This is a genomic window from Microbacterium sp. BR1, from assembly GCF_002812725.1.
Classification (GTDB): Bacteria; Actinomycetota; Actinomycetes; order Actinomycetales; family Microbacteriaceae; genus Microbacterium.
On record NZ_NMUN01000009.1, the window covers coordinates 175,150 to 199,071 of the forward strand.

At 64.8% G+C, this 23,922-nt stretch carries 23 protein-coding genes; 13 read left to right on the top strand and 10 right to left on the bottom strand.

The window, feature by feature from the left end; genetic code table 11:
* Nucleotides 1-48 precede the first annotated feature (48 nt).
* The 11 genes from CGU35_RS15025 to CGU35_RS15075 are packed head-to-tail and all read left to right on the top strand — an operon-like array spanning nt 49 to nt 10,738.
* Complete coding sequence (locus CGU35_RS15025) at nt 49-780, top strand: hypothetical protein (protein WP_069696858.1); 732 nt, start codon at nt 49-51, stop codon at nt 778-780.
* Nucleotides 781-793: 13 nt separating this feature from the next.
* On the top strand, nt 794-1,393 hold the full coding sequence (locus CGU35_RS15030; protein WP_157814014.1) for a M23 family metallopeptidase: 600 nt from the start codon (nt 794-796) through the stop codon (nt 1,391-1,393).
* Nucleotides 1,394-1,417: 24 nt separating this feature from the next.
* Nucleotides 1,418-1,714: a hypothetical protein gene (locus tag CGU35_RS15035; protein WP_036300536.1), complete on the top strand. Its 297-nt coding sequence runs from the start codon at nt 1,418-1,420 to the stop codon at nt 1,712-1,714.
* Nucleotides 1,714-3,165, top strand: coding sequence for a hypothetical protein (locus CGU35_RS15040; protein ID WP_036300537.1), 1,452 nt, complete (start codon nt 1,714-1,716; stop codon nt 3,163-3,165). The genes CGU35_RS15035 and CGU35_RS15040 overlap by 1 nt, the downstream gene beginning before the upstream one ends.
* Nucleotides 3,162-4,655: an SCO6880 family protein gene (locus tag CGU35_RS15045; protein ID WP_036300538.1), complete on the top strand. Its 1,494-nt coding sequence runs from the start codon at nt 3,162-3,164 to the stop codon at nt 4,653-4,655. Before CGU35_RS15040 ends, CGU35_RS15045 begins: the two co-directional genes overlap by 4 nt.
* Nucleotides 4,655-6,265 (top strand): hypothetical protein, encoded by a 1,611-nt coding sequence (locus CGU35_RS15050; RefSeq protein WP_157814015.1) that lies wholly within the window; start codon nt 4,655-4,657, stop codon nt 6,263-6,265. Before CGU35_RS15045 ends, CGU35_RS15050 begins: the two co-directional genes overlap by 1 nt.
* Nucleotides 6,266-6,267: 2 nt before the next feature.
* Complete coding sequence (locus CGU35_RS15055; protein WP_036300576.1) at nt 6,268-7,557, top strand: ParA family protein; 1,290 nt, start codon at nt 6,268-6,270, stop codon at nt 7,555-7,557.
* A gap of 15 nt (nt 7,558-7,572) precedes the next feature.
* Nucleotides 7,573-9,387 (top strand): type IV secretory system conjugative DNA transfer family protein, encoded by a 1,815-nt coding sequence (locus CGU35_RS15060; RefSeq protein ID WP_036300577.1) that lies wholly within the window; start codon nt 7,573-7,575, stop codon nt 9,385-9,387.
* Nucleotides 9,384-9,779 (top strand): HNH endonuclease signature motif containing protein, encoded by a 396-nt coding sequence (locus CGU35_RS15065; protein WP_036300578.1) that lies wholly within the window; start codon nt 9,384-9,386, stop codon nt 9,777-9,779. The genes CGU35_RS15060 and CGU35_RS15065 overlap by 4 nt, the downstream gene beginning before the upstream one ends.
* The gene (locus tag CGU35_RS15070; protein WP_051513879.1) at nt 9,776-10,252 is read left to right on the top strand and encodes a hypothetical protein; all 477 of its coding nucleotides are present in this window, start codon (nt 9,776-9,778) and stop codon (nt 10,250-10,252) included. Before CGU35_RS15065 ends, CGU35_RS15070 begins: the two co-directional genes overlap by 4 nt.
* 39 nt (nt 10,253-10,291) lie before the next feature.
* Complete coding sequence (locus CGU35_RS15075; protein ID WP_069696852.1) at nt 10,292-10,738, top strand: single-stranded DNA-binding protein; 447 nt, start codon at nt 10,292-10,294, stop codon at nt 10,736-10,738.
* Between the two features lie 309 nt (nt 10,739-11,047).
* Here the strand turns inward: CGU35_RS15075 and lpdA are convergent, their stop codons facing one another.
* From lpdA to CGU35_RS18425, 6 genes are all read right to left on the bottom strand, one after another.
* Entirely contained in the window at nt 11,048-12,445 is a 1,398-nt protein-coding gene (lpdA, locus tag CGU35_RS15080) for a dihydrolipoyl dehydrogenase (protein ID WP_100812325.1), read from the bottom strand.
* A 64-nt stretch (nt 12,446-12,509) separates the two neighbouring features.
* Nucleotides 12,510-13,214 (bottom strand): SDR family NAD(P)-dependent oxidoreductase, encoded by a 705-nt coding sequence (locus CGU35_RS15085; protein ID WP_036300211.1) that lies wholly within the window; start codon nt 13,212-13,214, stop codon nt 12,510-12,512.
* Between the two features lie 69 nt (nt 13,215-13,283).
* Complete coding sequence (locus CGU35_RS15090; protein ID WP_081766396.1) at nt 13,284-14,165, bottom strand: NAD(P)-dependent oxidoreductase; 882 nt, start codon at nt 14,163-14,165, stop codon at nt 13,284-13,286.
* The gene (locus tag CGU35_RS15095; protein ID WP_036300216.1) at nt 14,144-15,526 is read right to left on the bottom strand and encodes a M24 family metallopeptidase; all 1,383 of its coding nucleotides are present in this window, start codon (nt 15,524-15,526) and stop codon (nt 14,144-14,146) included. Before CGU35_RS15095 ends, CGU35_RS15090 begins: the two co-directional genes overlap by 22 nt.
* Complete coding sequence (locus CGU35_RS15100; RefSeq protein WP_051513789.1) at nt 15,526-15,912, bottom strand: RidA family protein; 387 nt, start codon at nt 15,910-15,912, stop codon at nt 15,526-15,528. Before CGU35_RS15100 ends, CGU35_RS15095 begins: the two co-directional genes overlap by 1 nt.
* A 125-nt stretch (nt 15,913-16,037) precedes the next feature.
* Nucleotides 16,038-16,730: a helix-turn-helix domain-containing protein gene (locus CGU35_RS18425; protein ID WP_051513791.1), complete on the bottom strand. Its 693-nt coding sequence runs from the start codon at nt 16,728-16,730 to the stop codon at nt 16,038-16,040.
* Nucleotides 16,731-16,974: 244 nt separating this feature from the next.
* Between CGU35_RS18425 and CGU35_RS15110 the strand changes: the two genes are divergently transcribed.
* Nucleotides 16,975-17,658: an enoyl-CoA hydratase/isomerase family protein gene (locus tag CGU35_RS15110; RefSeq protein ID WP_069696851.1), complete on the top strand. Its 684-nt coding sequence runs from the start codon at nt 16,975-16,977 to the stop codon at nt 17,656-17,658.
* Between the two features lie 73 nt (nt 17,659-17,731).
* Here CGU35_RS15110 and CGU35_RS15115 read toward each other — a convergent pair whose 3' ends face one another.
* On the bottom strand, nt 17,732-18,328 hold the full coding sequence (locus tag CGU35_RS15115) for a flavin reductase family protein (RefSeq protein WP_442923071.1): 597 nt from the start codon (nt 18,326-18,328) through the stop codon (nt 17,732-17,734).
* Between the two features lie 718 nt (nt 18,329-19,046).
* Nucleotides 19,047-19,253 carry a hypothetical protein gene (locus tag CGU35_RS18270; protein ID WP_036299415.1) on the bottom strand — a complete coding sequence of 69 codons (207 nt, stop codon included), beginning with the start codon at nt 19,251-19,253 and terminating at the stop codon, nt 19,047-19,049.
* A 181-nt stretch (nt 19,254-19,434) separates the two neighbouring features.
* Between CGU35_RS18270 and CGU35_RS18865 the strand changes: the two genes are divergently transcribed.
* A complete protein-coding gene (locus CGU35_RS18865) occupies nt 19,435-19,761 on the top strand; it encodes a hypothetical protein (RefSeq protein ID WP_036299416.1) in 327 nt (108 codons plus the stop codon).
* Between the two features lie 323 nt (nt 19,762-20,084).
* Here CGU35_RS18865 and CGU35_RS15125 read toward each other — a convergent pair whose 3' ends face one another.
* Nucleotides 20,085-21,284: an acyl-CoA dehydrogenase family protein gene (locus tag CGU35_RS15125; protein ID WP_036299419.1), complete on the bottom strand. Its 1,200-nt coding sequence runs from the start codon at nt 21,282-21,284 to the stop codon at nt 20,085-20,087.
* 728 nt (nt 21,285-22,012) lie between these two features.
* Nucleotides 22,013-23,284 (bottom strand): acyl-CoA dehydrogenase family protein, encoded by a 1,272-nt coding sequence (locus tag CGU35_RS15130; protein WP_100812327.1) that lies wholly within the window; start codon nt 23,282-23,284, stop codon nt 22,013-22,015.
* Nucleotides 23,285-23,922: the final 638 nt, after the last annotated feature.

Consider the following 23,922-nt stretch of genomic DNA (forward strand, 5'->3'; position numbering starts at 1 on the left):
TTCTCCCCGTGCACGGTGGCCATCCTGCAAGATCAGGAGGGCTGACCAATGACGACAAATCAGGCTTCAGGGCGGCGCGGACTCGCGTGGGCGATCATCGGCGGCCTCGTCCTGATCGCCGGAATTGTCGCGATCATCGTCAGCTCCACCCTCTCCTCCCCATCCCCTACCGGTAGCCCCGGCGGAAACTCGAATACTCCGAGCCCGGGTGGAACGGAATCAGCGGGCGGTGAGTTCGTGGATCCTGCGGTCTCTGAGCGTGGATGGGTACCGGAGCCGATCACAACTGACCCCGAGACCTATATCCGGGCCGCGCTCGAAGCGGCTTCCACGTTCGACACCACATTGAGCACCCGCGAAGAATGGTTGGACTACCTCGACAGCTGGTTCACGCCAGACACCCGCTACACGTCGGAAGCCGACCAACAGTCATCGGTAGACGACGCGCAGGTCGAGTTGCGGACGGGTGTTGTCCTTCCTCAGGAGGAGTGGGACTCGCTCGCCCGCGAGGATGGCCGCGTCGTAGCGAAGACGAGTGGGGACGTCATCTACGTTGCCGTCAGCGATGACGCATCCGGTGACATGTCGATCGGCACTTCGGACGTGACGTTGACGTTCACCCGGTCAGATGGCGACGGAGGGGAGACGGCGTACGAGGAACCGGTGCGGGTGAGCGTCCAGGTGCTCTGCGGGCCGGCATCGGTGCCGACACTCGAGTCGGCGCAACAGGCTGGGGATTGCAAGGTGGTCCGCTACTTCACGGAGCCGTTGGAGCCCTGACATGGGAGCCCCGATGATCGCCGCCGCAGCCCTCAACACGAGGACTGGCCGGAAGATCCTGATCGGGGCGAGCCTCGCTGCCCTCCTAGCGGTCGCGTTCCTGCTGACGCCGCTGATCGCCGTCCCGTTCGCCGTCGCGGGCAGCATCGTCAGCACCACCTCGGCTGGGTCCGGTGCCGCTCCAGCGGTCAGCGGCGAGTGGGGATTTCCGCTCGCCGGGGACTACTCCAAAGGTCGCGGGTTCGGGTACAACCCGGTGCAGGGATGCAGCTACTGCTCCACGGATCATCAGGGCTACGACATGGCCCAAGGCTGTGGAGCCACCGTCTACGCCGCCGGGCCCGGCGAAGTGATCACTGCCGGCTCCTATCAGGGCTACGGCAACGCGGTCCGCATCGACCACGGCGGCGAGATCGTCACCCTCTACGGCCACATGCAGTGGGACTCGCTGCGCGTCACCGTCGGGCAGGCGGTCACCGCCGGTACCCCGCTGGGCGCGGAAGGCAACACGGGGAAGTCGTTCGGCTGCCATCTGCATTTCGAAGTCCGGGATTCCGGAACTCCGGTAGCCCCGGAGCCGTTCATGGCCGCCCGCGGCCTCCCCCTGATGTAGGCCACCGAGCAAGGGAGCACGATCATGTCCAGGCGCACCACTCCCGGGAATGTCGACATCCCCGACATCCAACCCGACTTCTCGGCCCCGTTCTTCCAAGGCTTCCAAGTCATCGCGTCCTACATCCTGGCCGGGGCGATGCTGGTCGTGCTGATCATGTTGATCATCGCCGGCGCTGCCCTCGCATTCCGCGGGTTGGCATCGGACCGGGTCCGCACCTGGGCAGGCGAGAACATCCTCTGGATCTTCATCGCCGCCGCCGTGCTTGGCGCCGCATCCGGTCTATTCGCCTGGTTCGTGAACTTCGACTTCGGTTTCTGATGAACCTGTCGCGCGTTCTCCGTCTCGGCATCGTCGTGGGCATCGCGCTGACCGTGGGATCCGGCACCGCCGCGCAAGCGATGACGACGCATGCCCCCAGCCCTGTGCGGATGGAGGTCGTTGGCGGAGAACCGTGGTCGGCTCCCGCCTATCCCGTCGACTGCCAGATCGCCAGCGGACAAGTCACCTGCACACCGACCGATCCAGGAAACGTCACACCTCAGCAGTGCTTCATAGGCGTCTCTCTGGGCGGCGAAAAGGCGACGGTCTGCACGACCTACGAGGGGCACGCGCGGGCGATCCAATCCGACGGAGGCAAGGCGCTCACTGTGAAGTACGGGTGCAGCCTTGGCGATGCCGTCTGCGTCACGTTCGAGAATGCCGGTCGCGGGATGGCGTTGGCGGCGACCGGGATGATGTTCCTCGTCGCGGAGAACATGCGCTTCGATACCAGCAGCCTGTTGTGGACGGCGGCGGTCGATCAGTGGTCGTTCTGGCAGTGGGCGATCCTCATCATCACGTTCGGGGCGATGGTGTGGGCCATCGCCGCCGCGGTCGTCTCGGGCGACCGGGCCGAACTGGTCGGAGCGTTGGTGCGGTCCTTCATCGCGATCCCCGCAGTCGCGATCACGCTGTGGCTGACCGGACATCTGTTGAACGCGGTCGATGAGATGACCTGGTACATCCTCAACGGCGAGGGCCCCGCCAGCATGTACTCGACGTTGCAGTCGGTGATGTGGGCGGGCGGACAGGCGAACTACTTCTTCGCGTTCCTCATCCACTTCCTCCTTATGCTCGGGATGCTGCTGCTCATGCTGGTGTTCGCGTTCCGCAACATCGTGCTGGCCGCGCTGATCATGGTCGGTCCGGTTGCATGGATGCTGTTCCCGGTCCGCGGCATCGGACCGCAATGGGTGGTCCGGTATGTATCCGCGGTGATCGTACTGCTGCTGACGGGGCCGCTCACGATCGGGTTCGTGACCCTCATCATCAACGGCCTCGCCGGGGTGAAGACGATCTGGAACCCGCAGTCCTGGCCGCTGCTGGTCGGGCTCGTGTTGGTGGCGTTCGCGCCGTTCGCGATCTTCGGACTGTTCAGCTTCGCCGGTGCGGTCGCCGCCGACGGTGTCGGGTCCCGTCTCGGCTCGCACGGCGGGCGGATGGCCACCGGCGCCGCCCGCTCCGCTGCACAGATCCCCACCCGCCTGGGCGGGCTACCCTCCGGTGTGCGCCCGGCCGGCAGCTCGTCCGCATCCACCGGCCCCTCTCCGAGGTCCGCCTCGACACGCTCGACGTCGGCGGATTCGCCGCGCGGTGCGCTCTCTCCCGCCCAGACCCGCACCGCCCCGTCGAGCGGTCCTGGGTCGAGCGGTAGTGCCGGGAAGCCCGCGCCGTCACGTCCGCCGGCGACGTCGCCGCAACCTCCGACCACGGATGGGAGATCGTTATGACCGCCACACCCGAGTACGCGCGCCCTGTCCGGTTGCCGCGCCGGTCACGGCAAGGCGTCGTGATGGGCATGGACCCCTGGCAACTCGCCTTCCTCGCCACGGCGGCGCTGATCCTGCTGGTGTTCGTGAACAGGTTCGGCCCGCTGGGGCTGTTGTATGGGGCGCCGCTGTATCTCGGGTTCGGCGTGACCGCGCTCACCAGCATCCACGGGGTCTCTACCCCGCGGATGGCCGGGCTGTGGCTGATGAAGCAAGTCCGGCACGCCGGCGGCGCCACCACGCACACGTTCCGCCCCGAACGGCCACGCCTGGCCGGGACGCTGAACCTTCCCGGTACGCGGGCCTCGATCCAGCTGTGGGACACCGGCCAGGCCGGCGCCGTCTACAACCCCCACGACCGGTCCGTGTCCGTGATCGCAGAGCTCGAGGTGCAGGGGTTTTTGATGCATGACCTGCCGGAACGGTTCGACCTGGCCGAGCAGTTCGACCGGGTCCTGGGCCCGTTCACGCAACGCCCGGGGGTGAAGCGAGTGACGTTGCAGGAACGCACCTTGCCGACCACGATCCGCGCCGCCCGGGAACACTACGACACCGTCCGCCGCGTCCAAGACCTCAACCCGGACTCCCCGGTCGCGCACAACTATCAGGATGTGATGGACCGGTCCGAACGGTTCGAGGTCGCCCACCGCAACTACCTGATCCTCACCCTCGACCTGGTCGTCCTCGGCTCACAGCTGAAGGCGCTCGGCGGTGGCCAGGACGCGATTCTCGCCCTGGCGCAGATCGAAGCCGGCAACCTCGCCGACGCCCTGACGGCGGCGAAGATCACCGTGCGCCGCTGGCTGACCCCGCGCGACGTCGCCGCTCTGGGGCGGCTCGCGTTCGACCCGGAGTTCGCGGCGGTCGTGCAGAACCGTCCCGATGCCCTGACCGGGGTGGACCCGGTGGCGATTGGGCCGATGTATCTGGACGAACCCGCGCACCGCAACGGGATTGTCGTCACCGACTCGGGCGTGCACACCACCCTGTGGGTGCACGAATGGCCGCGATCGGACTCGCCCGTCGGGTTCCTCGCCCCGATCGTGTTCGCCCGGCACCCGAACACCGGGGAGGCGATCACCCACATCCTGTCCATCGTGCTGACGCCGGTGCCGGTGTCGAAGGCGTTGAAGCGGATCCGGGAGGAGAAGAAGGTATGGCGGGGCAACGAGTCGCTGCGGGCGAAGCGGGGCGCGGACGGGTCGGCAGCGGACGCCGCGGACTGGCGCGCGCTGGAGCAGCAGGAGCAGGAGATCGCGAACGGGCACGGCGAGTTCCACTACGGCGCCTACCTCACCATCACCGCGCCCGACGAGGAACGCCTCGACCAGGCCTTGGCCGGGATGCGCAACGCGCTGTCTCGTGCCGGGATGGAGGCGCAGGTCTTGTACTGCCAGCAGGCCGAAGCGTTGATGGTGAACGCGCTGCCGATCGGGTTGGGGATGAAGTGATGGCCCGCCACACCGCCACCTTCACCCCCGCCGACCTCACCCGCCGGCAAAAGAAGGAACTGCGCCGCCAGATCGCCCAAGGGGCACCGCCCGAGAGGCCAGCACGGTCGTCGAGGAAAGACCGTTCTCTCCCGGAGGCGGCGGTGCCCGGTCCGTTCGGGCCGGGGCTGGTGCAGGGCGGGTACTGGAATCTCGCGAAAGCGGTCATCCCGGCCCATCAGGCCACCTCGCAGCACATCGCCGGGATCTACCCGTTCGTAGCCGACTCCGGGCTCGGTCACCGGGGCCCGATCCTGGGGGTGGATTTGAACGCGGACGCGCTGTGGCATTTCTCCCCGTGGGAGGCGTATGTCGACTCCACCGAACGCGGCACCTTCTCCACCAACATCCTCGTGCTCGGTGCGTACCGGGGTGGGAAATCCGCCACCGTGAAAACCCTCGTGACCCGGTCGATCGCGTTCGGGCACCAGGTCGTAGTCCCCTCCGATCCGAAAGGCGAATGGGTGGCCGTGGCCGAAGCCATCCCCGGTGGGCGGGTGATCCGCCTCGGCGGCGGCACCGGTACCCGCCTCAACCCGCTCGACCGCGGACCCCGCCGGACGGACACGACCGATGAGCAGCACGAGCAGATGGTCAAGCAGCGCCGCATCGGCACCCTGATCGCCCTCATCGAAATGACCCTCGGGTCTCGGCTGACCGCGGTCGAGCATGCCGCAATCCTCGACGCCCTCGACCGGTGTATCGAACACACCGGCGACCAGCCGACGCTGCGCGGCGTCTACGAGCAACTCGGGCATCTCGCCGCGGACACGGATGCCGCCTTCCACGCCGCGGACGGCGCCATCCAACCCCGGTTCGTGCTGCGCAGGTTCGTCGAGGGCGATCTATCCGGCCTGTTCGAAGACGCCTCTACCGTCACATTCGACCAGGACGCCCCCATCGTGGTCACCGACACCAGCGAACTGTTCGCCCGCGGCGACCTGGCCGCGCAACTGACCCAGGTGTGCTCCACCGCGTGGATCCAAGCCGTCATCAGCGACCGAGCCGCCCACCGCACCCGCTACGTGGTGCGTGAAGAAGGATGGCGGGACATGACCTCGCTGGCATCCCTGCAGATGTTCCAACAGTGGCTCAAACTCAGCAGGCATTACGGGATCAGCAACATCGTGATCCTGCACAAGATGGGCGACCTGGACGCGGTCGGCGACGCCGACTCCCTACAACGATCCCTCGCCTACTCGATCGTCGGGGACATCGAAAACAAGTTCATCTTCCGCGTCAACCACCAAGAACAAACCGCCCTCCGCACTCGGCTGAACCTGCCCGCCCCGCACGTGGAGATGGCCCGGCTGCTGCGTAAAGGCGAGTTCCTCGCCTACGTCGGCCAGTACTCCTACCTGGTGGACTGCTTCGCCACCTCCACCCCGTGGGAGTACGACCTGTTCGCCACCGACGACGCCGTCACCCCCGCCGACCACAACGACGCCGAGCTCCGGCTGATCGACCCCACCACGCTCGACACCTACTGGCCCGGTCCCGACCCCACCCCGGAAACCAGCCTGGACGGGTGGCTCCTCCCCGATACCCGCGACCTCACAGAGGAGCTCTGATCATGAGCACCGTCACCCACCCCCGCACCTATGCGACCGTGACCGGCCCCCACGCCACCTTCGTCACGCTCGACGGGCACACCGAACCGATCACCGCCACCGGGGGCGAAGACATCCGGCACACGATCCTGCGCCGCGCCACCGACGAGGCCCGCCGCACCGGAACCCCGGTCGAACTGGTCACCTCCGGCGACCGCGGCGACCACCACCTCCTCATCGGCACCGATGGGGCCCTCACCCCGGTCACCCCTGTCACCACCGCATCCGACTCCACGAGCAGTTCCGACGACGCCCACAACAGGGGGCAGGGAAAGGAGGTGAGGGAACAGACTCCACGGCCGGATGGCCTCCGCGCAGGACCGCTGCCGGCTGTGGAGTCCCCCACACGCCCCACCTTCCTCACCTCCACCATCGACACTCCCGCCGCTTCTGCCTGGTGGCGGGGCGCGCTCGCCCGCCTCGGAATCACCGTGCGCCCCTCGGCGGCACAGCGCGAGCGGGCCGCGTGGACGGCGACCGTATCGCGGCAGTGGGCGGGATGCCGCACGATCGCCGTCGCGAACGGCAAAGGCGGCGTCGGTAAGACGATGACGTGCGCGATGCTCGCCGCCGTCTACGCAAGGGAAGGCAGCGGGCAGGTCCTCGCCTGGGACAACAACGACACCCGCGGCACCCTCGGCTGGCGCACCGAACAAGGCCTCTACGACACCACCCTCCGCGACCTACTCCCCGCCGCCCCCACCCTCCTCAGCCCGTCCGCAGGAGTGTCCGACATCACCCGGTTCGTGCACCACCAGGCCACCGACCGGTACGACGTCCTCCGCTCCAACCCAGAACTGCTCGCCACCGATCAACGCATCCAAGCGGCCGAGTTCGACTTGCTGATGCAGGTCGCCGCCCGCTACTACCGGCTCGTGATCTTCGACTCCGGCAACGATGAGTCCGCCGAACGGTGGCTGCGGATGATCGACTCCTCCTACCAACTCGTGATCCCCACCCTCGCAACCCCCGAGTCCGCCGAATCCGCCGCCCTCCTCCTGGACGCGCTCCATGGGCGTGACGAGCGTTCCGCGGCACTGGCCGCGAATGCCGTCGTCATCGTCACCCAATCCGAACCTGCTCTGACCGTGGCCCGTCGGATCGCGGACGGGTTCGCCCCGCACGTCCGCGCCGTCCAGATCGTCCCGTTCGATCCCGCCCTCAAAGCCGGGCAACTCCGCTTCGACGCCTTGCACCGGCGCACCCGAGACGCCTGGCTGGGCGCGGCCGCCGCGGCCGCCGAGGCACTCTGAAAGCGAGGGTTGGCCATGTCGCAGGGTGTGCTGGGGAAGACGGTCGCGATCACCATCGCAGGCGGGGTGATCCTGGCCGTCGCGTTCGGGTTCCTCGCCGAGGCGATCACGGGGCGTGTCTGCGGCACCCGCCCCACACCGGGCAACCTGTTTGCCGGCCTCGGGCTGGCGATCACCGGCAACCCGGCCGGGTACGCAATCCCCGCCGGGTGCGTCCTGCCGGTTGAGTGGATTCGAGTCGCCGACGTGGCCGCCGTCCTCCTCGTCGCCGGGCTCGCCGTGTGGCTGGTGAGGGCGGTGCGCCGGTACCGGGAATCGGACCGGGCATTCATCGCGGACCTCCGCACCCGGACCGGATTCGCCAGCACCTCCGAAATCCGCGACCATCTCTCCGCCCGCGCCGTGCTGCGTCGCGCCCAGCAACTCCGCCCCGACCTGGCCAGACCCACCCCTACCGACGTCGGGTGGCGAGTCGGGCGCGCCCGCGGGCAAGACGTATACGTCTCCATCGAAGACTCCGTCGCCCTCGAGGGGCCGCCCCGGTCCGGGAAGGGGTATCGGGTGTTGATCTCGGCGATCGTGGACTGGTCAGGACCACTGATCACCACATCAACCACAAACGACAACCTGACCGCGACGATGCGGATGCGGCAGGCCCGCGGGACCGTCCACGTGTTCGACCCGCAAGGGCTCTCCGGCATCCGTCACCCGCTCCGGGTCTCCCCGATCGTCGGCTGCGAGAACCCCCTGGTTGCAATGCAACGCGGGACCGCGATCATCACCGGCACCGCCCTGGGCGCCTCGACCACGAACGGAGAATGGGCCCAAGCCTCCGGTGTCGTCCTGGGCCGGCTGCTGCACGCCGCCGCCGTCGGCGGGAAGTCGATCGCGGAACTGTATGACTGGGGCACCAGCCCCGCCCAAACCCGAGACGCGGTCGACATCCTCAAGGCCGACGGCACACCCGGGTGGGGAGACAGCCTCGACGCCACCATCAGCGGGGACGAAAAACTCGTCTCCTCCATCTGGTTCGGCGTGCACGGCGCCGTCGCCCCGCTCGCCGTCCCGCAGATCCGCGACACCCTGCTCCCACACCCCGAAGACCCGACGTTCGACCCGCGCGAATTCCTCAACGCCGCGAACACCCTGTACTTGATCGGGTCCTCGTCGGGGGCATCGGCGATGGGCGGATGGCTCAGCGCTCTCCTGGATGACATCGTCGAAGTCGCCCGCACCACGGCGCTCGCCTCCCCCGGCTCCCGCCTGACCCACCCGCTCGGACTCATCCTCGACGAGATCGCGAACATGTTCCGATGGGGGAACCTGCCCCGCATCATGGCCGACGGCGGCGGCCGCGGAATCTGCACCTTCATCGTCCTGCAGGCTCTCTCCCAAGCCGAGACATCCTGGTCCCGGGCGGAGGCCGACACGATCTGGGCCGCCGCGACCGCGAAAGTGCTCCTCGGCGGGGCCAGCCACGTGAACCACCTCCGCGACATCGAATCCCTGCTCGGCACCCGCGACACCCAGCGCACGCTACGGTCCTGGACGACACGGGATGCCGGGCATTCCACCAACGAGCACCACGAACGCCGCCCCCTGATGTCGGTGGATGAGATCCGGCGTCTCCCGCCCAGCACCGGGCTGCTCGCCTACCGCAACCGGCGCAGCGTGCTGCTGGAACTCACCGGGTGGGACGAACGCCGCGACGCCGCCACCATCCAAACCGGCAAACACCAGACCGAGCAAGAGCAACGCGACGTGTTCGAGACACGACGCCCGTCCGCCCCCTCCCGGGCGGATGCAACGGAGGCGGTGATCGACGAATGAGCAACCACCGCAAACCCCCGATCATGAACCTGTACCGGTCCGGGTTCCTCCGCTCCCCGGCCTGGTTCGCCCGCCGGGACCGCTGGTTCACCCAACAGGCAGCGCTCGGGTGGCCACTGGTCTGCGCGGCCTGCGGTCGTCCCGCGTCGAAAAGGCAGCTGCAGTTGCACCACCTTGACTACACCGGGGTGACGATCATCCAGGGGCGGTACAAGGCGCTCGAGGCGCATGAGGACCTCATCCCGTTGCACGCGTACTGCCATGACCTGCTGCACCGCCTCATCGACCGCGACGTGGTCCTCTCCCGCAACCGCACCCGCCGAGACGCCACCCGCCTCGCCCTGGAACGCCTCCGCCCCGCTCTGCAATCCCCTGACGGGAGCCCGTCATGAATGACTACGAAGACCCCATCGATCTGGACGATGCGATCGCCGCGGACCTAACCGAGCTCGAACCCGACATCCGTTACGCCGGCTCCGCCCCGATCGGCGGGCACGTCGTGGACTGGCGCACCCTGACCGATCGGGATGCCCGCACTGAATGGCAGGCGTTGCGGGCGTGGGTGGAATGGTTCACGGTTCGGTATCGGATCTCCGAGTCCGTGGTTCCGCCGTGCTGGTACCAGCACGGGCATCTCGTCGAGGAACTCTCCGCCCTGCACGCCGCGCACACGGCCGCGTTCGACCGGTCCGATACCGGGTTCGGGCCGATCGGGTTCCACGAACGCCTCAGCCTCGCCATCCCCCGACTATCCCGCGCGTACTTCGGAGGATGCGCACGCGGACACGACCCCGCAAAACCCCGCTCCTGGAACACGAACGAGCAGGAATGGGACGCGTGGACCTGCCAGGCCCACGCCCACTGAGACCCCACCCGGGCGTCTCACCAATGAAAGGAAGCAGAGATGACCACCAAGATCCCGGTCACCATCGAGGGGAACCTCACCGGCGACCCCGAACACGGCACCGGCGAATCAGGCAACGAGTATGCCCGCTTCACCGTCGCGGTCAACGACCGGCGCCTCAACGAGACCACGAACCGGTGGGAAGACGCCGGCACCGTGTTCCATCGGGTCGTCGCGTTCAACCAACAGTCCCGGCATATCGCCGACTCGCTCCGCAAAGGCGACAGCGTGATCGTCGCCGGGGACCTGCGGTTCGGGACCTACACCGACAAGGAAACCGGGCAGACCCGCGAAACCCGCGACATCGTCGCGGACAACGTCGGCGCGTCCCTCAAGTTCTCCAGCGTCGAGGTGGACCGCACCCCAAAAGCTGAAAGGCCCGCAGCAGACGCTACGGGCCCGACAGCAGTACCGGCCTCGTACGCCGGCACCGGAGTGATCCGCTGACCTGAACCAACAGGAGCGGGGTGAGAGTCACTGTACTCTCGCCCCGCTCCGCTGCATATCCAACGCTCCCAGCCGTACGCGTGATGTAGATGCCACCCCGACTCGGTCTTGAAGACGTCAAAGACAAGACCTCCCCGACGCAGTCGGCTGCCTGGGGGGCCACCCACACAGCCCGTTGCCGTGCCTCAAGCGGCGGACCAGATTGACTCCCGCAAGCGCATCGGAGTGTCCATCACGCGCCACCCCCCGCGCCCGCATAGAACGTGCGCTCAGGGATGTCATGCTTTGGCGATGGCTGCCACTCTTCGGTCACATGTTGATCATGTGGCCGGCGAGGCCGTGGAAGGCTTCCTGCACGGCTTCGGACAGCGTCGGGTGCGTGTGCACGTTGCGGGCCGCTTCGAGGGCCGTGAGGTCCCACTTCTGCGCGAGCGTGAGCTCGGGGAGCAACTCGGAGACGTCGGGGCCGATCAGGTGGCCACCGAGCAGCTCGAGGTGCTCGCCGTCGGCGATGAGCTTGACGAAGCCGATGGGCTCGCCGAGGCCGTTGGCCTTGCCGTTCGCGCTGAACGGGAACTTCGCGACCTTGACGTCGTAGCCGGCGTCGCGCGCCTGCTGCTCGGTGAGTCCGAACGAGGCGACCTGCGGCGAGCAGAACGTCGCGCGGGGCATCATCCGGTAGTCGCCCAGCGTCTGGGTCTCGGCCTTGCCGATGGTCTCGGCGGCCACGACGCCCTGCGCCTCGGCCACGTGGGCGAGCTGCAGCTTGGCCGTGACGTCTCCGATGGCGTAGATGCCGGGGACATTGGTGCGCGTGTAGTCGTCGATGTCGATCGCACCGCGGTCGGTGAGCTTCACGCCGGTGTTCTCCAGGCCGAAGCCCTCGACGTTCGCGGCGAAGCCGATCGACATGAGCACCTTGTCGGCCTCGATCGACGCGGGCGCGCCGTCCTTGGGCGTGTAGGTGACGGTGACCTTGTCGCCCGAGTCCACGACGGTCTCGACCTTGGTGGAGGTGAGGATGTCGACGCCGTACTTCTTGTACTGGCGCGCGATCTCCTTGGAGACGTCGACGTCCTCGTTCGGGAGCGCCCGGTCGAGGAACTCGATGATCGTGACCTTGACGCCGTAGTTGACCATGACGAAGGCGAACTCCATGCCGATCGCGCCGGCACCGACGATGACGATCGAGCGCGGCAGCTCGCGCGTGAGGATCTGCTCCTCGTACGTCACGACGTTGTCGCTCAGCGTGACGCCGGGAAGCAGGCGCACCTTGGAGCCGGTCGAGATGATCGCGTTGTCGAAGGTGAGCTGCTCGGTGGAGCCGTCGGCCTTCGCGACGGTGATCGTGTGCGCGTCCACGAACGAACCGCGACCCTCGTACTCGGTCACCTTGTTCTTCTTCATGAGGAAGTGGATGCCCTTGACATGCGTCTCGGCCACCGTGCGGCTGCGGTCCCACGCGGTGCCGAAGTCGAACGTCACGTCACCGGAGATGCCGAACAGCTCGGCCTGGTGGTGGAAGACGTGGGCCAGGTCGGCGTTGCGCAGGAGCGCCTTGGAGGGGATGCACCCGACGTTCAGGCACACACCGCCCCAGTACTTCTCCTCGATGATGGCGACCGAGAGGCCGAGCTGAGCGCTGCGGACGGCTGCGACGTACCCGCCGGGGCCCGCGCCGAGAATGACGACATCGTAATGAGGCATGACCCGTGATTTGCTTCTTTCGACTCTCGAATAGGTTCGTCCTGCCCTGAACAACGGGGGCATGTTAGCCGATGCGCCAGCCACGGTCGACGTTAAGGCTGTGCGCGGAGACACCCCGGTTGAACAGGAGGAACTTCACGGCGTCGATGACGTCGTGAAGTTCTGCGAGCTTCCCACCGGGGGTCCGGCTTTCGTATGCTGCAACCGCTTCAGGTCGCGAAGCCCAGAAGGGGCTGTCGCCGATTATCCCCGGATGGAGAGCGTTGACCCGGATGGGTGCAAGCTCATGCGCCAAGGTGTTCATTAGCCCATCGATGCCGCCATTGACCGTGGACACTGTGGTGGATCCCGGGTACGGTGCGTCCTTGGCGCGGCCCCCAAACAGGACGATACCGGAGTCCACTGACGGCTCGATGCGGTCAACGAGTGTGTGGACGGTTTCGGCGTAGCCAATCAGTTTAAGGGTGATGAGTCTCCTCGCACGAGCGAGGTTGTAGTCACGGATGGTATTCGCATCGCGCTCGATCGCGCTGAGCACGATTCCATTAAGGCGGCCGATGCCGTCCAGTTGCGCAGCGATGCCTTCCGGCTCGGACAGGTCCAGGGCGATTCCGTGCGCCAAGGGGCCGAGCTCGGCCGCGACAGATTCAGCTGTCTGTCTACTTCGGCTGGTCACGATGACACGGTCACCGCTGGCCACGAGGTCCTTTGCTAGTTCCAGCCCAATCCCGCTCGAACTCCCAGCAATGAGCACCGTACGATCAGTCACGATCTCTCCTTTGATTGGACGACTGCTCCCTGACATCCGGGAGCATCCCTCTGCAATTCGGGTAACGCATCACAGTAGGTTTCGTCTCGTGACTTCTGCGATAGCGCCCCAGTCGGATGTCGCGAGCTCAGGATCGGCTAGGGCTCGTTCGAAGACCGAGAACAGGGCGGGCATCGTGGCGGGCTTCACGCCGCCGGCCTCGGCGAGGTCTCGAGCCAGGCCGAGGTCTTTGTACCCGAGCGCCATCGAAAAGGCCGGCGGCGTGTGTCTGTGCGCGGCGATCTCTCGCCCGTACTCTGTGTAGGCCACGCCGGCGAAGAGGCTGCTAGTGAGCAACTCGACGAACACTGAGGGATCGACGCCGCGCCTTTCGACCATCGTGACCGATTCGCCTAGAGCCTGCAACACGTGGATGAGGTTGTAATTGACCGCGACCTTGACCGCATTCGCGTCGGAGGGGACTTGCCCGATCCGCCAGACTCGTTTGCCTATCTGATTCAGATGAGGCAACACCGCGTCGATGTGGTCGCTGGCACCCGCGGCGAGCAGGTGCAGCTGCCCTGCGGCTGCCGCGGACGGGCGACCGAGAACGGGGCTGGACACATATCCCGCGCCGGCCGCGGCGAATCTTCCCGTGAGTTGGTCAGCCGCTGTCGGGCTGATCGAGGCCAGATTCACATGGATGCGGCCCGTTCTTGTCGTTCCATCGTTCAGAACCTCTTCTGCAGCCTGATCGTTGGCGAGCATGCTGAAGGATATATCTGCAGCGAGCGCCTCAGACGGCGTCGCCACCGGCACAGCACCGATGGCCACGAGATCTGCGAGGGGGCCGGGGGATCTGTTCCAGACCAACACACTGTTTCCTGCGGCGATGAGTCGAGCCGCGATCTTTGACCCCATCGCGCCGACTCCGAGAAAACCGAGAGTCGTCACGACTGACCGCGTCCCCATGTCGTGTTCAGGTGCGACTGACTATCACGATTGGTGTTGAGTGGACCATCGATCGTGTAGTACTGACGGCCGGCGACGATGAGCTCCTCCGCAGGGAACTTGGTGATGACTTCGCATCCATCGGCGGTGACGACAAGCTCCTCCTCGATCCGCGCGGCTCCCCACCCATCCGCTGAAGGCCAGTAGGTCTCCAGCGCAAACACCATGCCCTCCTCGATCGTCTCTGGATGATCGAACGAGGTCAACCGTGAGAAGATTGGCTTCTCCCAGATCGACAGCCCTACGCCATGCCCGTACTGCAAGGCGAAGGCTTCCATCTCGTTGGCGAAGCCGAACTCCTGTGCCTCGGGCCACACTGCCACGATGTCGGCCGTCGTCGCCCCTGGCTTCACGAGGGCGATCGCGCGGTCCATATACTCCCGAGCACGTGTGTAGGCGTCGCGCTGCTTGCTTGAGGCGGAGCCCACAGCGAATGTGCGGTAGTAACACGTGCGGTAGCCGTTCCAACTGTGCAGGATGTCGAAGAACGCCGGGTCGCCGGGCCTGATGAGCCTGTCCGAGAAGACGTGCGGATGCGGCGAGCAGCGCTCACCCGAGATTGCGTTGACTCCCTCGACGTACTCCGAGCCAAGGTCATAAAGCGTCTTTGCGACCACCCCGACGGCCTCGTTCTCCCTCACGCCAGGACGTAGGAACCGGTGTAGCTCCTCGTATGCGGCATCGACCATCGATGCAGCCTGGGTGAGCAAGCGAATCTCGTCGGGTGTTTTGATGCGCCGCGCCTCCATGAACACCTGCTGGCCGTCGACGACCTCGATGCCCTCCTTCTGCAGGGCGATCAGCACAGGAAGCTCGATCACGTCGACCCCGAGGGGCGCGTGGGCGAGTCCGAACTTCTCGAGTTCGCGCTTGATCTTCTTTGCCAGATCGGTCGCCATCTCGGCGTCCGGCGGGAAGGCGCCTCGCAGCGTCGAAAGACCCGCTCGTGCGCCTGACTCCAGTCGTGGCCGCTTGGCGCCCTCGTGGGGCGCGTGTGGGTCCGCGTCCATTTCGGATGTCGTTACGTCCAACCAGGGGTTGTACAGTGCGTGGTGCTTGGCCGCCGAACCGAAGTCCCACACGATCGGATCGGTGTTACGGGTGAGTAGGGCGAACCGGATCAACTTGTCCATCGCCCACGTGCCGATATGCGTCGCGCTCATATAGCGGATGTTCGAGAAGTCGAAGGCCAAGACTGCGCCCAAATCGGATCGATTGAGTTGCTCCTTCAGCCTTCTTAAGCGCGCATCCCGTAGTCGCTCGAAGTCAACACGCGCTTCCCAGTCGACCGCATTGGTTCCTGTTGTTCCGGTGTTCTTCATCAGATTGCAGCGATCGCGTCAATCTCGATGGAGGCGCCCTTGAAGAGCGAGTACACCCCGATCACGGTGCTCGCAGACGGCTCGTCGACTCTGACAACCCGGTCGCGCGTGTCCCGCCAGATCCCCAGCTTCTCCTGATCCAGTTCGGTGATGTAGACATTGACGCGGACGAGGTCATCGAATGACGCACCGCCCGCCTTGAGAGCGCGTTCGAGCTCAAGGTAGGTGAGTTCGATCGCGCGCGCGAAGTCCGCGGGCACCGAGCCGTCCTCTTCGAAGCCCACCGCGCCCGATACGAATAGCAAGTCCCCGGCGCTGACCTTGACACTGTCGGCGATACCCGGGATGACGGGCGCTGGATTGTGAGTGATTCGTCCGTTGGCCATGTCCACTCCTCAGAAGGTGAGAGGGAGGACCGTCCGCCGCGTCGACGTACTCGAGAGCTCCCTAGATCTGTTCAGTCAGAACGATCATACATGGATCCAATTGTGAAGTGGTACTCAAATCCCCCTCAGGCCCGCGGTGGGATTATCGTGTCGTCCTGGCGCAGAACCTGACGCACGGATTGCAGTCGATTGATGTGCGCGGGTGCCGGCTGCCCGTCGAACTGTAGAGGACTCTCGCCCAGCGGCCCTGTCACGAACCAGATCCCACGAGCCGCCCGGTCCGTGTCGTTGCGGTACAGGTGCGGACGGTGCGAGTCGAAGCATATTGAGTCACCCACATGCAATGTGAACGAGTCGAAATCGAGGAGGAGCGTCAACTCACCCTCTATCAGATACCCGTACTCGGTCCCAGAATGTCGCATGAGCTTGCCTTCGGCTGAACTGGATGCACCCGGCTCATACGTCATAATCAGCGGATCGACCCCACGGTGCCCGGCATTCGCGAGTCGCTCCCAGGTGACACCGTTTTCCATCTCGATGGTGGGATTCGCCTCTGCGCGTTGTACTCCGAGGCGCTGAATCTCCCGCAGCGCAGCGGTCGGCGCGGCATCCGACGGGACGATCCCCAGCAGCTCGTCCAGGGATACGTTGAGGTGCGACACAAGTGCGTACAGCGTCGTGACGGAAGGATGGATCTTCCCAGTTTCTACTTGCGAGAGCATGCTCGGGGAGACCCCTATCGCTGAGGCAACCGCACGCAGACTCAGCTTCTGCTCTTCACGTGTTGCGCGGAGTCGTCGGCCCAGTTGCTCCTTCATGTCTCCTCCTCCATCTCTGGTCGGTTCGATCACAGGTGCGGAAGACGGAAGGTATTGAGTGTCGCTTCCGGACTTCGGCGGTTCGGGCTGGTTGGCGGTGTCCACACTCCGAGAATAGCGTCCTGCTGTCGTAGAACTGTCCAGGCGTTCAGTGTTCCTTGACGCACCGAACGCCTTCTGCGAGGCTGGACGGGCTACTGGGCGCGTTGCGTGGCCCGGAGGAATCTCATCGAAGGAGAGACTAATGACTGACGATGTTCGCATTGCGACCGTGGAAATCGCGGGCCCCGGGCGGAATCTTCTCAATCCCGAGGTGCTCCAGAGCATCGAGGACCAACTAATCGCTGCGGCAAATGACGCGGCGGTGGCCGGCATCATACTGACCGGAGCCGGCGACGATGCGTTCTGCGGCGGCCTTGATGTGCCGGCGATCAAGGCCGGCGCTGATCCCGTTCCCTTTTACCAGGGCTTGATCCGCGTGCTCAAGCTGCTGCCGACCTTGCCGAAGCCCGTTGCCGCAGCCGTGAACGGAGACGCTCTGGCGGGCGGCGCAGGATTCGTTGCTGCCGTTGACTATGTCGTCTCCGTCCCGGACGCGAAGATCGGCTCTTACGAAGTCAGCGTCGGAGTATGGCCGATCGTCGCTCAAGTCGCCCTCATCAAGAGGCTTGGGGCCCGTGCTGCGATCGAGAACATCGCCAGCGGCGAGCCGTTCACGGCGGAACGCGCGCGGGAGGTCGGGTTGGTCAATGCGCTCGCACCTGCTGACAGGGTCATCCAGGCAACCGAGGACTGGCTTCGATTGGTCGCCCGCGGCGGTGCCACGGTTGCCGGCGGGCGCCCGTCTGTCTATCAGGTCGAAGAGATGGCCTATGGCGATGCACTGGACGCGGCGCTGCACAGCATCACTGCGGCCTACGCCAAGTAGCACACACGTTTCAGGCGGTGGACGAGCTTTCGTCCACCGCCTGAAACGTGGGTGCTACCGGTCAATCCTGATTTCAGATAATTGCTGAGCGCTCTCCGACCTGGTGCCAGCTTCGGTTCATGAAGACGAGTCCTTCGCGCTCCGGTTGCTGATCGAGTTCTGCCGCCGTGTAGTTCGACTCGATCGCCTGTGCGATCACGATGGTCGATCCGCTCGCCTCCAGCCGATTCACCACCCGCGCGCGGATCCACGTGCGAACCGCATCAAACACCACTTCCCCGGTTGGGAGGCGGGACCAGATGGTCGAGTCCGCGAATCGGTCGATTCCGCTCGTCGCGCCAAGTTTGGCGATCTCGATGCTGTCTGGGCCGATGAAGTGGACGACGACAGTATTGGCATCTTTCAGGATGCGCGCACTCGAGGACGACGATGACACGGAGAAGATTAGCAGCGGCGGATCGGCGCTCATAGAGGCGACCGATGTGGCCGTGAGGGCGACTGGGCCGGTTCCTGCGTCTGCCGTTATGACGGTCACGCCAGCAGGATGCCGACGGAAGATCGCCCGGAAATCGTCTGCGGAGAGCGTGTCCAGGACCAGAGCGCCACCCCCACTGCTCGACTCCTGCGCGTGCTTCGGGGTAGGGCTTTCTGACGTCATGACTTCTACCATCCTTGGTGTGTGTCCAGCCGGTTCTCGTATGTGCCATCGCAGCGAACACTTTATTGTGACTTCTCACATCCGGGCCTTGTGTCCAGCCAGCATTTCAAGACCGGCTCGTCGCAGCGACCTGTGTTTATTCTGACTTACTTTTTATCGGAAGTCCAGCCTTGTGCGCGGGGTTGAGTTTGACGAATCACCGAGTCAGGTCGCTGTGAGGGCCGTCCCTCCCGCTAGTCGCCGGACTGTTGATCTGACCGATCAGGATGGTGTCGGCGACGATTACTCGGGGCTTGTCGACGCGAGTCCGGTTGGGGCCGGCTGTCTACGCAGGGGCGGTCCCGTCACGAACCGCGGTGCCCAGATCATCGGCGTCCACACGGGAGAACCTGGGTGTCCCTTAGCGTCGGGCGACGACGTGAAACGGGGCGCCCCATGACTCTCCGCCCGATAGCGAGCGCCTCTGCCCTGCGGGTGACGATGCGTCATAGACACCACGAAGACCTACCAGCCGGGGCCGCTCCCGCGAACAGGACACACTCGATGTCGTCTTGGCTGCGCCCGACCGCCTCGAGGCAGTCAACCCCACACGCGAAGCAATTGCGTTCGCCGCCGCATGGAAAGCACCCGAAGCCAGGAGAGTCGGAAGCCGTTTCTGCGCCAGGCCGTCCCCGCGCGCCCGCAAGGCTGGATCAGCTGGAACGATCGCCGACCGCTTGCGCGAAGCGCGTTAGCGCCACTCCCACCACACAGTGGGAAGTGCCTCGAGCGCCGCGACGGCCTCGTACGACCAGGAGCCGGCAAGGTCGAGCGTGGCGCCGGTCGCTTCGTGCTCGCGCAGTTCGAGGAGTTCAGCGTCGAGAATCGAGGGATCTTCACCCCGGCGACGCGCTCGATCCCTCGTCGATCCGCGCGAGCAGGGAGACGGGTGCTGCATCCGTCCGCTATCCGAGCAGGAGGTAGGACATCGTCATCGCACCAGTTCGCTATCCGGTGCCCGGCATCTTGCCAGGCTCGTCCGGGTCGGACGAGAGGTCAATGGCATCTACCTCAAGGTACTCACCGACAAGACTGGTTCGCTCATCGCCGCGGCTGCGCAATCGGGTCTGATTTTCGCGATGGGCCCGGCAGAGCTCGAACGGCCGGTCGTCGTGTTTGGGGAGAAGGACGGGGTCGCGTTCCAGCTGCTCGACGGCTCGAAAACATGGTCGTGGACGCGAATTCATCGCTCGCCCTGCCGAGCGATGATCTGGTTCGCGCGAGAGAACAGCGAGTCGCCGGTGAGGATCGCGACGTTGTTGGCCCTCGCGCGCGTCGACCGCCTCGTCAAAGAGGTGGGCGTCACCGACCGAATTGCCGACGCCGCGAGCCGCTACCTCTATGAAGCCGTCGGCAAGCGGGTGCGGCCGGCGTTGGCGCTCATCACCGCAGCTGGACGATGTTGAGTATCGATGTCATCGAGGACGCGACAGCACTCGAGATGATGCACCTCGGTTCGCTGTACCACCACGATGTGAAGGATGCCCCTGACAAAATGCCGTGCGGTACCCAGTGCGCACGCAGTTTGGCCCGCCTTCACCAGCGATGCGAGTTCGCTGGATCGCTATGCGGTGAGTGTGCGGGCGAAGAGACCCCAGTCCGGCGAGGAGAAGCGGTTATTGCTTTGGACGTCTCCCTTCTCGTTCGGCCATATGGATCCAAATGCCGATTGTTGGGGGAGGGGCTGGTTCGGGATCGAAGTGGCTCCCATCCCGAACCAGCCGGGGGCTCAAACCAGAGGCGTAACGGAATCCCCATCTTCGCGGCCGAGAAGGGCCTTCCCGTAAAGCTCGTAACCGAGCGCCGGAAGAACGAACGCGTGCCGTGACGCGACTGCCTGGTCACGCCAAAGGCGCTGCAACGGGTTCACTTCCGCGAAAGCTCCCGACCCGTGCGCGGTGAGCAACATCTCAATGGCGCGAGCGGTGTGCTCGACGATCCAGCCCACGTACGCACGATTTCGAGCTCGGGTCAAGTAGTCCGGATAGACGCCCTGAGCAGCGGGGATGTCGATCTCGTCAGTGGCGCGGTGGGCGAACCCTTCCGCAGCTTCCAGCAGCAGCGCGGCCTTGGCGATGTCGAGTTGGAATGCGATCGAGTCACTCTGTCGCTCGAAGCTTGTGTATGCGATGGCTTTCGAGTCTGCCTTCGAGATCACCCTCTCTAGCACGGCACGGCCCATGCCGAGCTGCGGGCCGACGAGAATGATGTTCAGCACGGGAATCCACCCCGCCCGGTAGACCGCGGGAGTGTCCTCGGTCGTGCCAGGGTAGGTGCCTCGCAAGGCAGGTTCCCCACGCATCACACGGTGATCGGGAACGAAAACGTCAGTCGCGCTGAGCGCGTTGCTTCCGCTCGAACGCATGCCGGCCACATGCCAGATGTCCTTGAAGCCGAGATCCGAGCGCGGGATCAGCAGTTGCGCGGTGTCAACGAAGTCACCATTCTCGTCGACGAGCTCGGCCCCGAGAATCGCCCACTGCGTGTGCCACGATGCCGAGTTGTAGCTCCACTCCCCGCTGACGAGGTACCCACCATCAACGCGCTGGGTCTTACCGTTTGTGGCTAGGACCACGGAGACCTTTGCGTTGCGATCCTCACCCCACACATCATCCTGCGCCTTCTCGGGATAAAGCGCGGTCAGCCAGTTCGCGATGTTGGTGAGCGCGACGACCCAGGCAGTCCCGCCGTCGCCCTTGCCGACGGCTGCGCCCACGTCGACCTGCGCACGAGAATCACCTTCATATCCTCCATACTTGGCTGGCTGCGTCACCCGGAAGGCTCCGATTGCCTCGAGGGCATCGATCGACTCCTGCGACACGCGTCGTTCTGCTTCGCCTTGCGCTGCGTTCTTCTCAATCAGCGGGCGGATCTCATCGATCCTCTCCAGGAGGGCGGAGATGTCAGGGGGCAAACTGCTATCGACCATGGAACGGTCTTCCTTTCGCTCTGAAATGGTTAGTGAAGTCTTCTGTAGCTCACTGCAGTGGAACACCGTTCAGCTCGCACCGGGTTCGGACAGGGTCTCGGTTCGCCCTCCCGCGATCTACTGGATATCCGAGGAGGATCGGGGCAGCGTTGTCGGCGCATCGACGCCTCCTTCCTCAACCCTGAGGTCAGGTTCAGCGCACGGATGCACTTTAGTCCTACCTGACGTTTTCACAGCCTGTGTAGTCACAATAAACGAGTGCAAGTTCCGAAAGCAACACTCGGCTTTACAGCCCGCCCCGTTCATGGGTCAGTCGCCGCCGGTTCAAGGCAGCTCATCTCCGAGCTTCCCGAAGCGAGCGGCCTGGTGGTCCTCGCGCCGATCAACATCGCATAGTGGCCGTTAGTCTGGCGCGATTTCGGCAGCAGTTCACCAGGCCGGATCGCCTCGACTGACACCCCTGTGGAGTCACGCGGGTCGCTCTCTGAACCTGTACAGGAGCTTCGACCGCGAAGCCCTGCTGTTCAATCGGCACAAGTGACTGTCGTGACCATTCGAACAGGATGTGTGCTATGCATCGAGATGGAGTGATGACCAATTGCTGGCCCCTGCAATACCGGACCCTCGGTCTGACGCGTGGCCTACCGCTGAGAAACTCAATGGCTGAGGGCACGACCACCGCGTCGACGACCGAAGCGGCGTCCATGCCCTCAGCGGTTGAGCCTTCGCTAAATCGGCATGACGAACTCGTCGATGCCGAGCAGCGACTTCCCGTACGTTTCCTTCGAAACGCCCACGTTCACCAACGCATGACGGCTTGCCGTTTCCGAGTCCCTCCATATCTGCTGAAGTGGGTTCACCGAGGCAAAGGCGGCCGAACCGATAGCAGTGAGCATTTTATCGATGGACTCTCGACATAGCACCGCTATGGTCGCCGCATCCATCCGAATACGTGCGCGCGTTGCCCAATCGATTTGACCACGATTGGTTACCGCGGCGGCATCGATGTCATAACTAGCTCGCCGCCCAAGCATGCGTGCAGTGTCAATCGCGTTCGCAGCCTCGGCGACCGCAATCTGGTTCGTCGGCGCGTCGCTCCCCTTTGCATACTTTGTGTTTGTGACGCCGCGCGTCGGAAGCTTTTCGAGAGCATAATCCAGAGCTGCCTGAGCAAGTCCGACTTGAGCCCCAACGAGCACTAGATCGTGGTTGGGGACCATAGGCGTGAGATATTCGAGCTCATCGGTGAACTCGGACGCGTAGTTTCCTTCGACTAGATTGTCAAAGCTTTGAGTGCGGTAGTCCGGCGCGAAAACCTCTGTGCCGACGACTGTGTTGCTCCCAGAGCCACGCATTCCTGCGACATACCACGTGTCTTCAAGCGTGACCTCGTCCATCGGAACGAGAGTCATCATCCGTACCGGTGCGCCATCAATCTCGACGACGAACCCGAGCTCCGCCCATTGTGCGTGGAGGGACCCTGACGCGTACGGCCAACGGCCGCTGATTACATAGCCACCGTCAACCTTGCGCGCCGATGCGGTAGGGCCGGCAGGAGGATTCGTTACAGTGGTGATGCGTGCACGCGGATTCGCGCCCCAAATGTCGTCCTGGGCCTCGCGTGAGTAGGTGCCGACGTCCCAGGCGTTTGAGTTGAGCAACGCAAACGCCCAAGCTGTACCCCCATCTCCCCGTGCGATTTCGGCGGTGAGCTCGAACAGCGTTCGAAAATTGCTCTGGAATCCGCCATAGCGACGAGGAGTGCAGACCTGGAAGAGGTCAAGTTCTTCCAGCCCATCGATCACCACTTCGGAGACACGGCGGTCACGATCGCTGTCTGGGGCATGTTCATGGATAAGTGAGTAGAGCGATTGGGCGCGGCCGAGGAGGTCAAGGTTCGGCTGTGAGATTTCTGGAACGAACGAATGCGCACCATCTGACGCCGCAGTAGCCGATTGGACAGATTTCATTTGGATCCCTCTCCTTTGATAGACGACCATGTGTCGGCACCCTCGCCGACATCAGTCCTCATTGATCTCGTTCACTATAAATGAATATCTTCACGTGCGCCAGATGCGAGAAGGATTCCTTCCGACGCGGACTCCGCCGGCGAGACCTCGTGGGCCGTCCGTGTGAATTTAACCATCGACCGCCCCACAATTGCGCGACGAATCCACCACGCGCGGAGGGCGACCGAATCGAATTGCGAGGATCTGCGTATCGATCCCTCGGATGACCCGATTGGCCGATCATGCGGTGGTTTGAGCGCGAAGAGTCCATCGCCGACCTGTGCAAGACTGCCGTTTGTTGTGCGCGTCAGCACTGCTCAAGCCGGCGATTCCCGACGCTGCTCGCTCCTGAGCGATCAGTTCCGTGCGGCCAGGCGCCGGCCGGATCGGCCGTACAAACAGCCGGATCGCGTCTGCCGCGACAAGGCACACTCGTCGAGCGTGATCCGTAGGCATCTATATGGGCGCAGCATCATCGCCGACACCTCGAACCCTCTCCTCAGCACGGACACCGCACACGCCGCGGACTGAAGGGTGGCCGGCCAGTGAACGACGACGTCGACAACTACATGGCCCGAAACACCGTCGAACGAGGATGAACGAAGACGATAGGCGATGGCGCGAACCCG

Excerpts from the sequence above, each read along its gene's own strand:
- CGU35_RS15040 (WP_036300537.1), top strand. The coding sequence starts at position 1,714 with ATGAACCTGTCGCGCGTTCTCCGTCTCGGCATCGTCGTGGGCATCGCG.
- CGU35_RS15115 (WP_442923071.1), bottom strand. The coding sequence starts at position 18,328 with ATGGTAGAAGTCATGACGTCAGAAAGCCCTACCCCGAAGCACGCGCAG.
- CGU35_RS15070 (WP_051513879.1), top strand. The coding sequence starts at position 9,776 with ATGAATGACTACGAAGACCCCATCGATCTGGACGATGCGATCGCCGCG.
- CGU35_RS15130 (WP_100812327.1), bottom strand. The coding sequence starts at position 23,284 with ATGGTCGTCTATCAAAGGAGAGGGATCCAAATGAAATCTGTCCAATCG.
- CGU35_RS15100 (WP_051513789.1), bottom strand. The coding sequence starts at position 15,912 with ATGGCCAACGGACGAATCACTCACAATCCAGCGCCCGTCATCCCGGGT.
- CGU35_RS15050 (WP_157814015.1), top strand. The coding sequence starts at position 4,655 with ATGGCCCGCCACACCGCCACCTTCACCCCCGCCGACCTCACCCGCCGG.
- CGU35_RS15125 (WP_036299419.1), bottom strand. The coding sequence starts at position 21,284 with ATGGTCGATAGCAGTTTGCCCCCTGACATCTCCGCCCTCCTGGAGAGG.
- CGU35_RS18865 (WP_036299416.1), top strand. The coding sequence starts at position 19,435 with ATGGGCCCGGCAGAGCTCGAACGGCCGGTCGTCGTGTTTGGGGAGAAG.
- CGU35_RS15035 (WP_036300536.1), top strand. The coding sequence starts at position 1,418 with ATGTCCAGGCGCACCACTCCCGGGAATGTCGACATCCCCGACATCCAA.
- CGU35_RS15110 (WP_069696851.1), top strand. The coding sequence starts at position 16,975 with ATGACTGACGATGTTCGCATTGCGACCGTGGAAATCGCGGGCCCCGGG.
- CGU35_RS15065 (WP_036300578.1), top strand. The coding sequence starts at position 9,384 with ATGAGCAACCACCGCAAACCCCCGATCATGAACCTGTACCGGTCCGGG.
- lpdA (WP_100812325.1), bottom strand. The coding sequence starts at position 12,445 with ATGCCTCATTACGATGTCGTCATTCTCGGCGCGGGCCCCGGCGGGTAC.
- CGU35_RS15055 (WP_036300576.1), top strand. The coding sequence starts at position 6,268 with ATGAGCACCGTCACCCACCCCCGCACCTATGCGACCGTGACCGGCCCC.
- CGU35_RS15025 (WP_069696858.1), top strand. The coding sequence starts at position 49 with ATGACGACAAATCAGGCTTCAGGGCGGCGCGGACTCGCGTGGGCGATC.
- CGU35_RS18270 (WP_036299415.1), bottom strand. The coding sequence starts at position 19,253 with ATGCAGCACCCGTCTCCCTGCTCGCGCGGATCGACGAGGGATCGAGCG.
- CGU35_RS15030 (WP_157814014.1), top strand. The coding sequence starts at position 794 with ATGATCGCCGCCGCAGCCCTCAACACGAGGACTGGCCGGAAGATCCTG.
- CGU35_RS15075 (WP_069696852.1), top strand. The coding sequence starts at position 10,292 with ATGACCACCAAGATCCCGGTCACCATCGAGGGGAACCTCACCGGCGAC.
- CGU35_RS15095 (WP_036300216.1), bottom strand. The coding sequence starts at position 15,526 with ATGAAGAACACCGGAACAACAGGAACCAATGCGGTCGACTGGGAAGCG.
- CGU35_RS15090 (WP_081766396.1), bottom strand. The coding sequence starts at position 14,165 with ATGGGGACGCGGTCAGTCGTGACGACTCTCGGTTTTCTCGGAGTCGGC.
- CGU35_RS18425 (WP_051513791.1), bottom strand. The coding sequence starts at position 16,730 with ATGAAGGAGCAACTGGGCCGACGACTCCGCGCAACACGTGAAGAGCAG.
- CGU35_RS15060 (WP_036300577.1), top strand. The coding sequence starts at position 7,573 with ATGTCGCAGGGTGTGCTGGGGAAGACGGTCGCGATCACCATCGCAGGC.
- CGU35_RS15045 (WP_036300538.1), top strand. The coding sequence starts at position 3,162 with ATGACCGCCACACCCGAGTACGCGCGCCCTGTCCGGTTGCCGCGCCGG.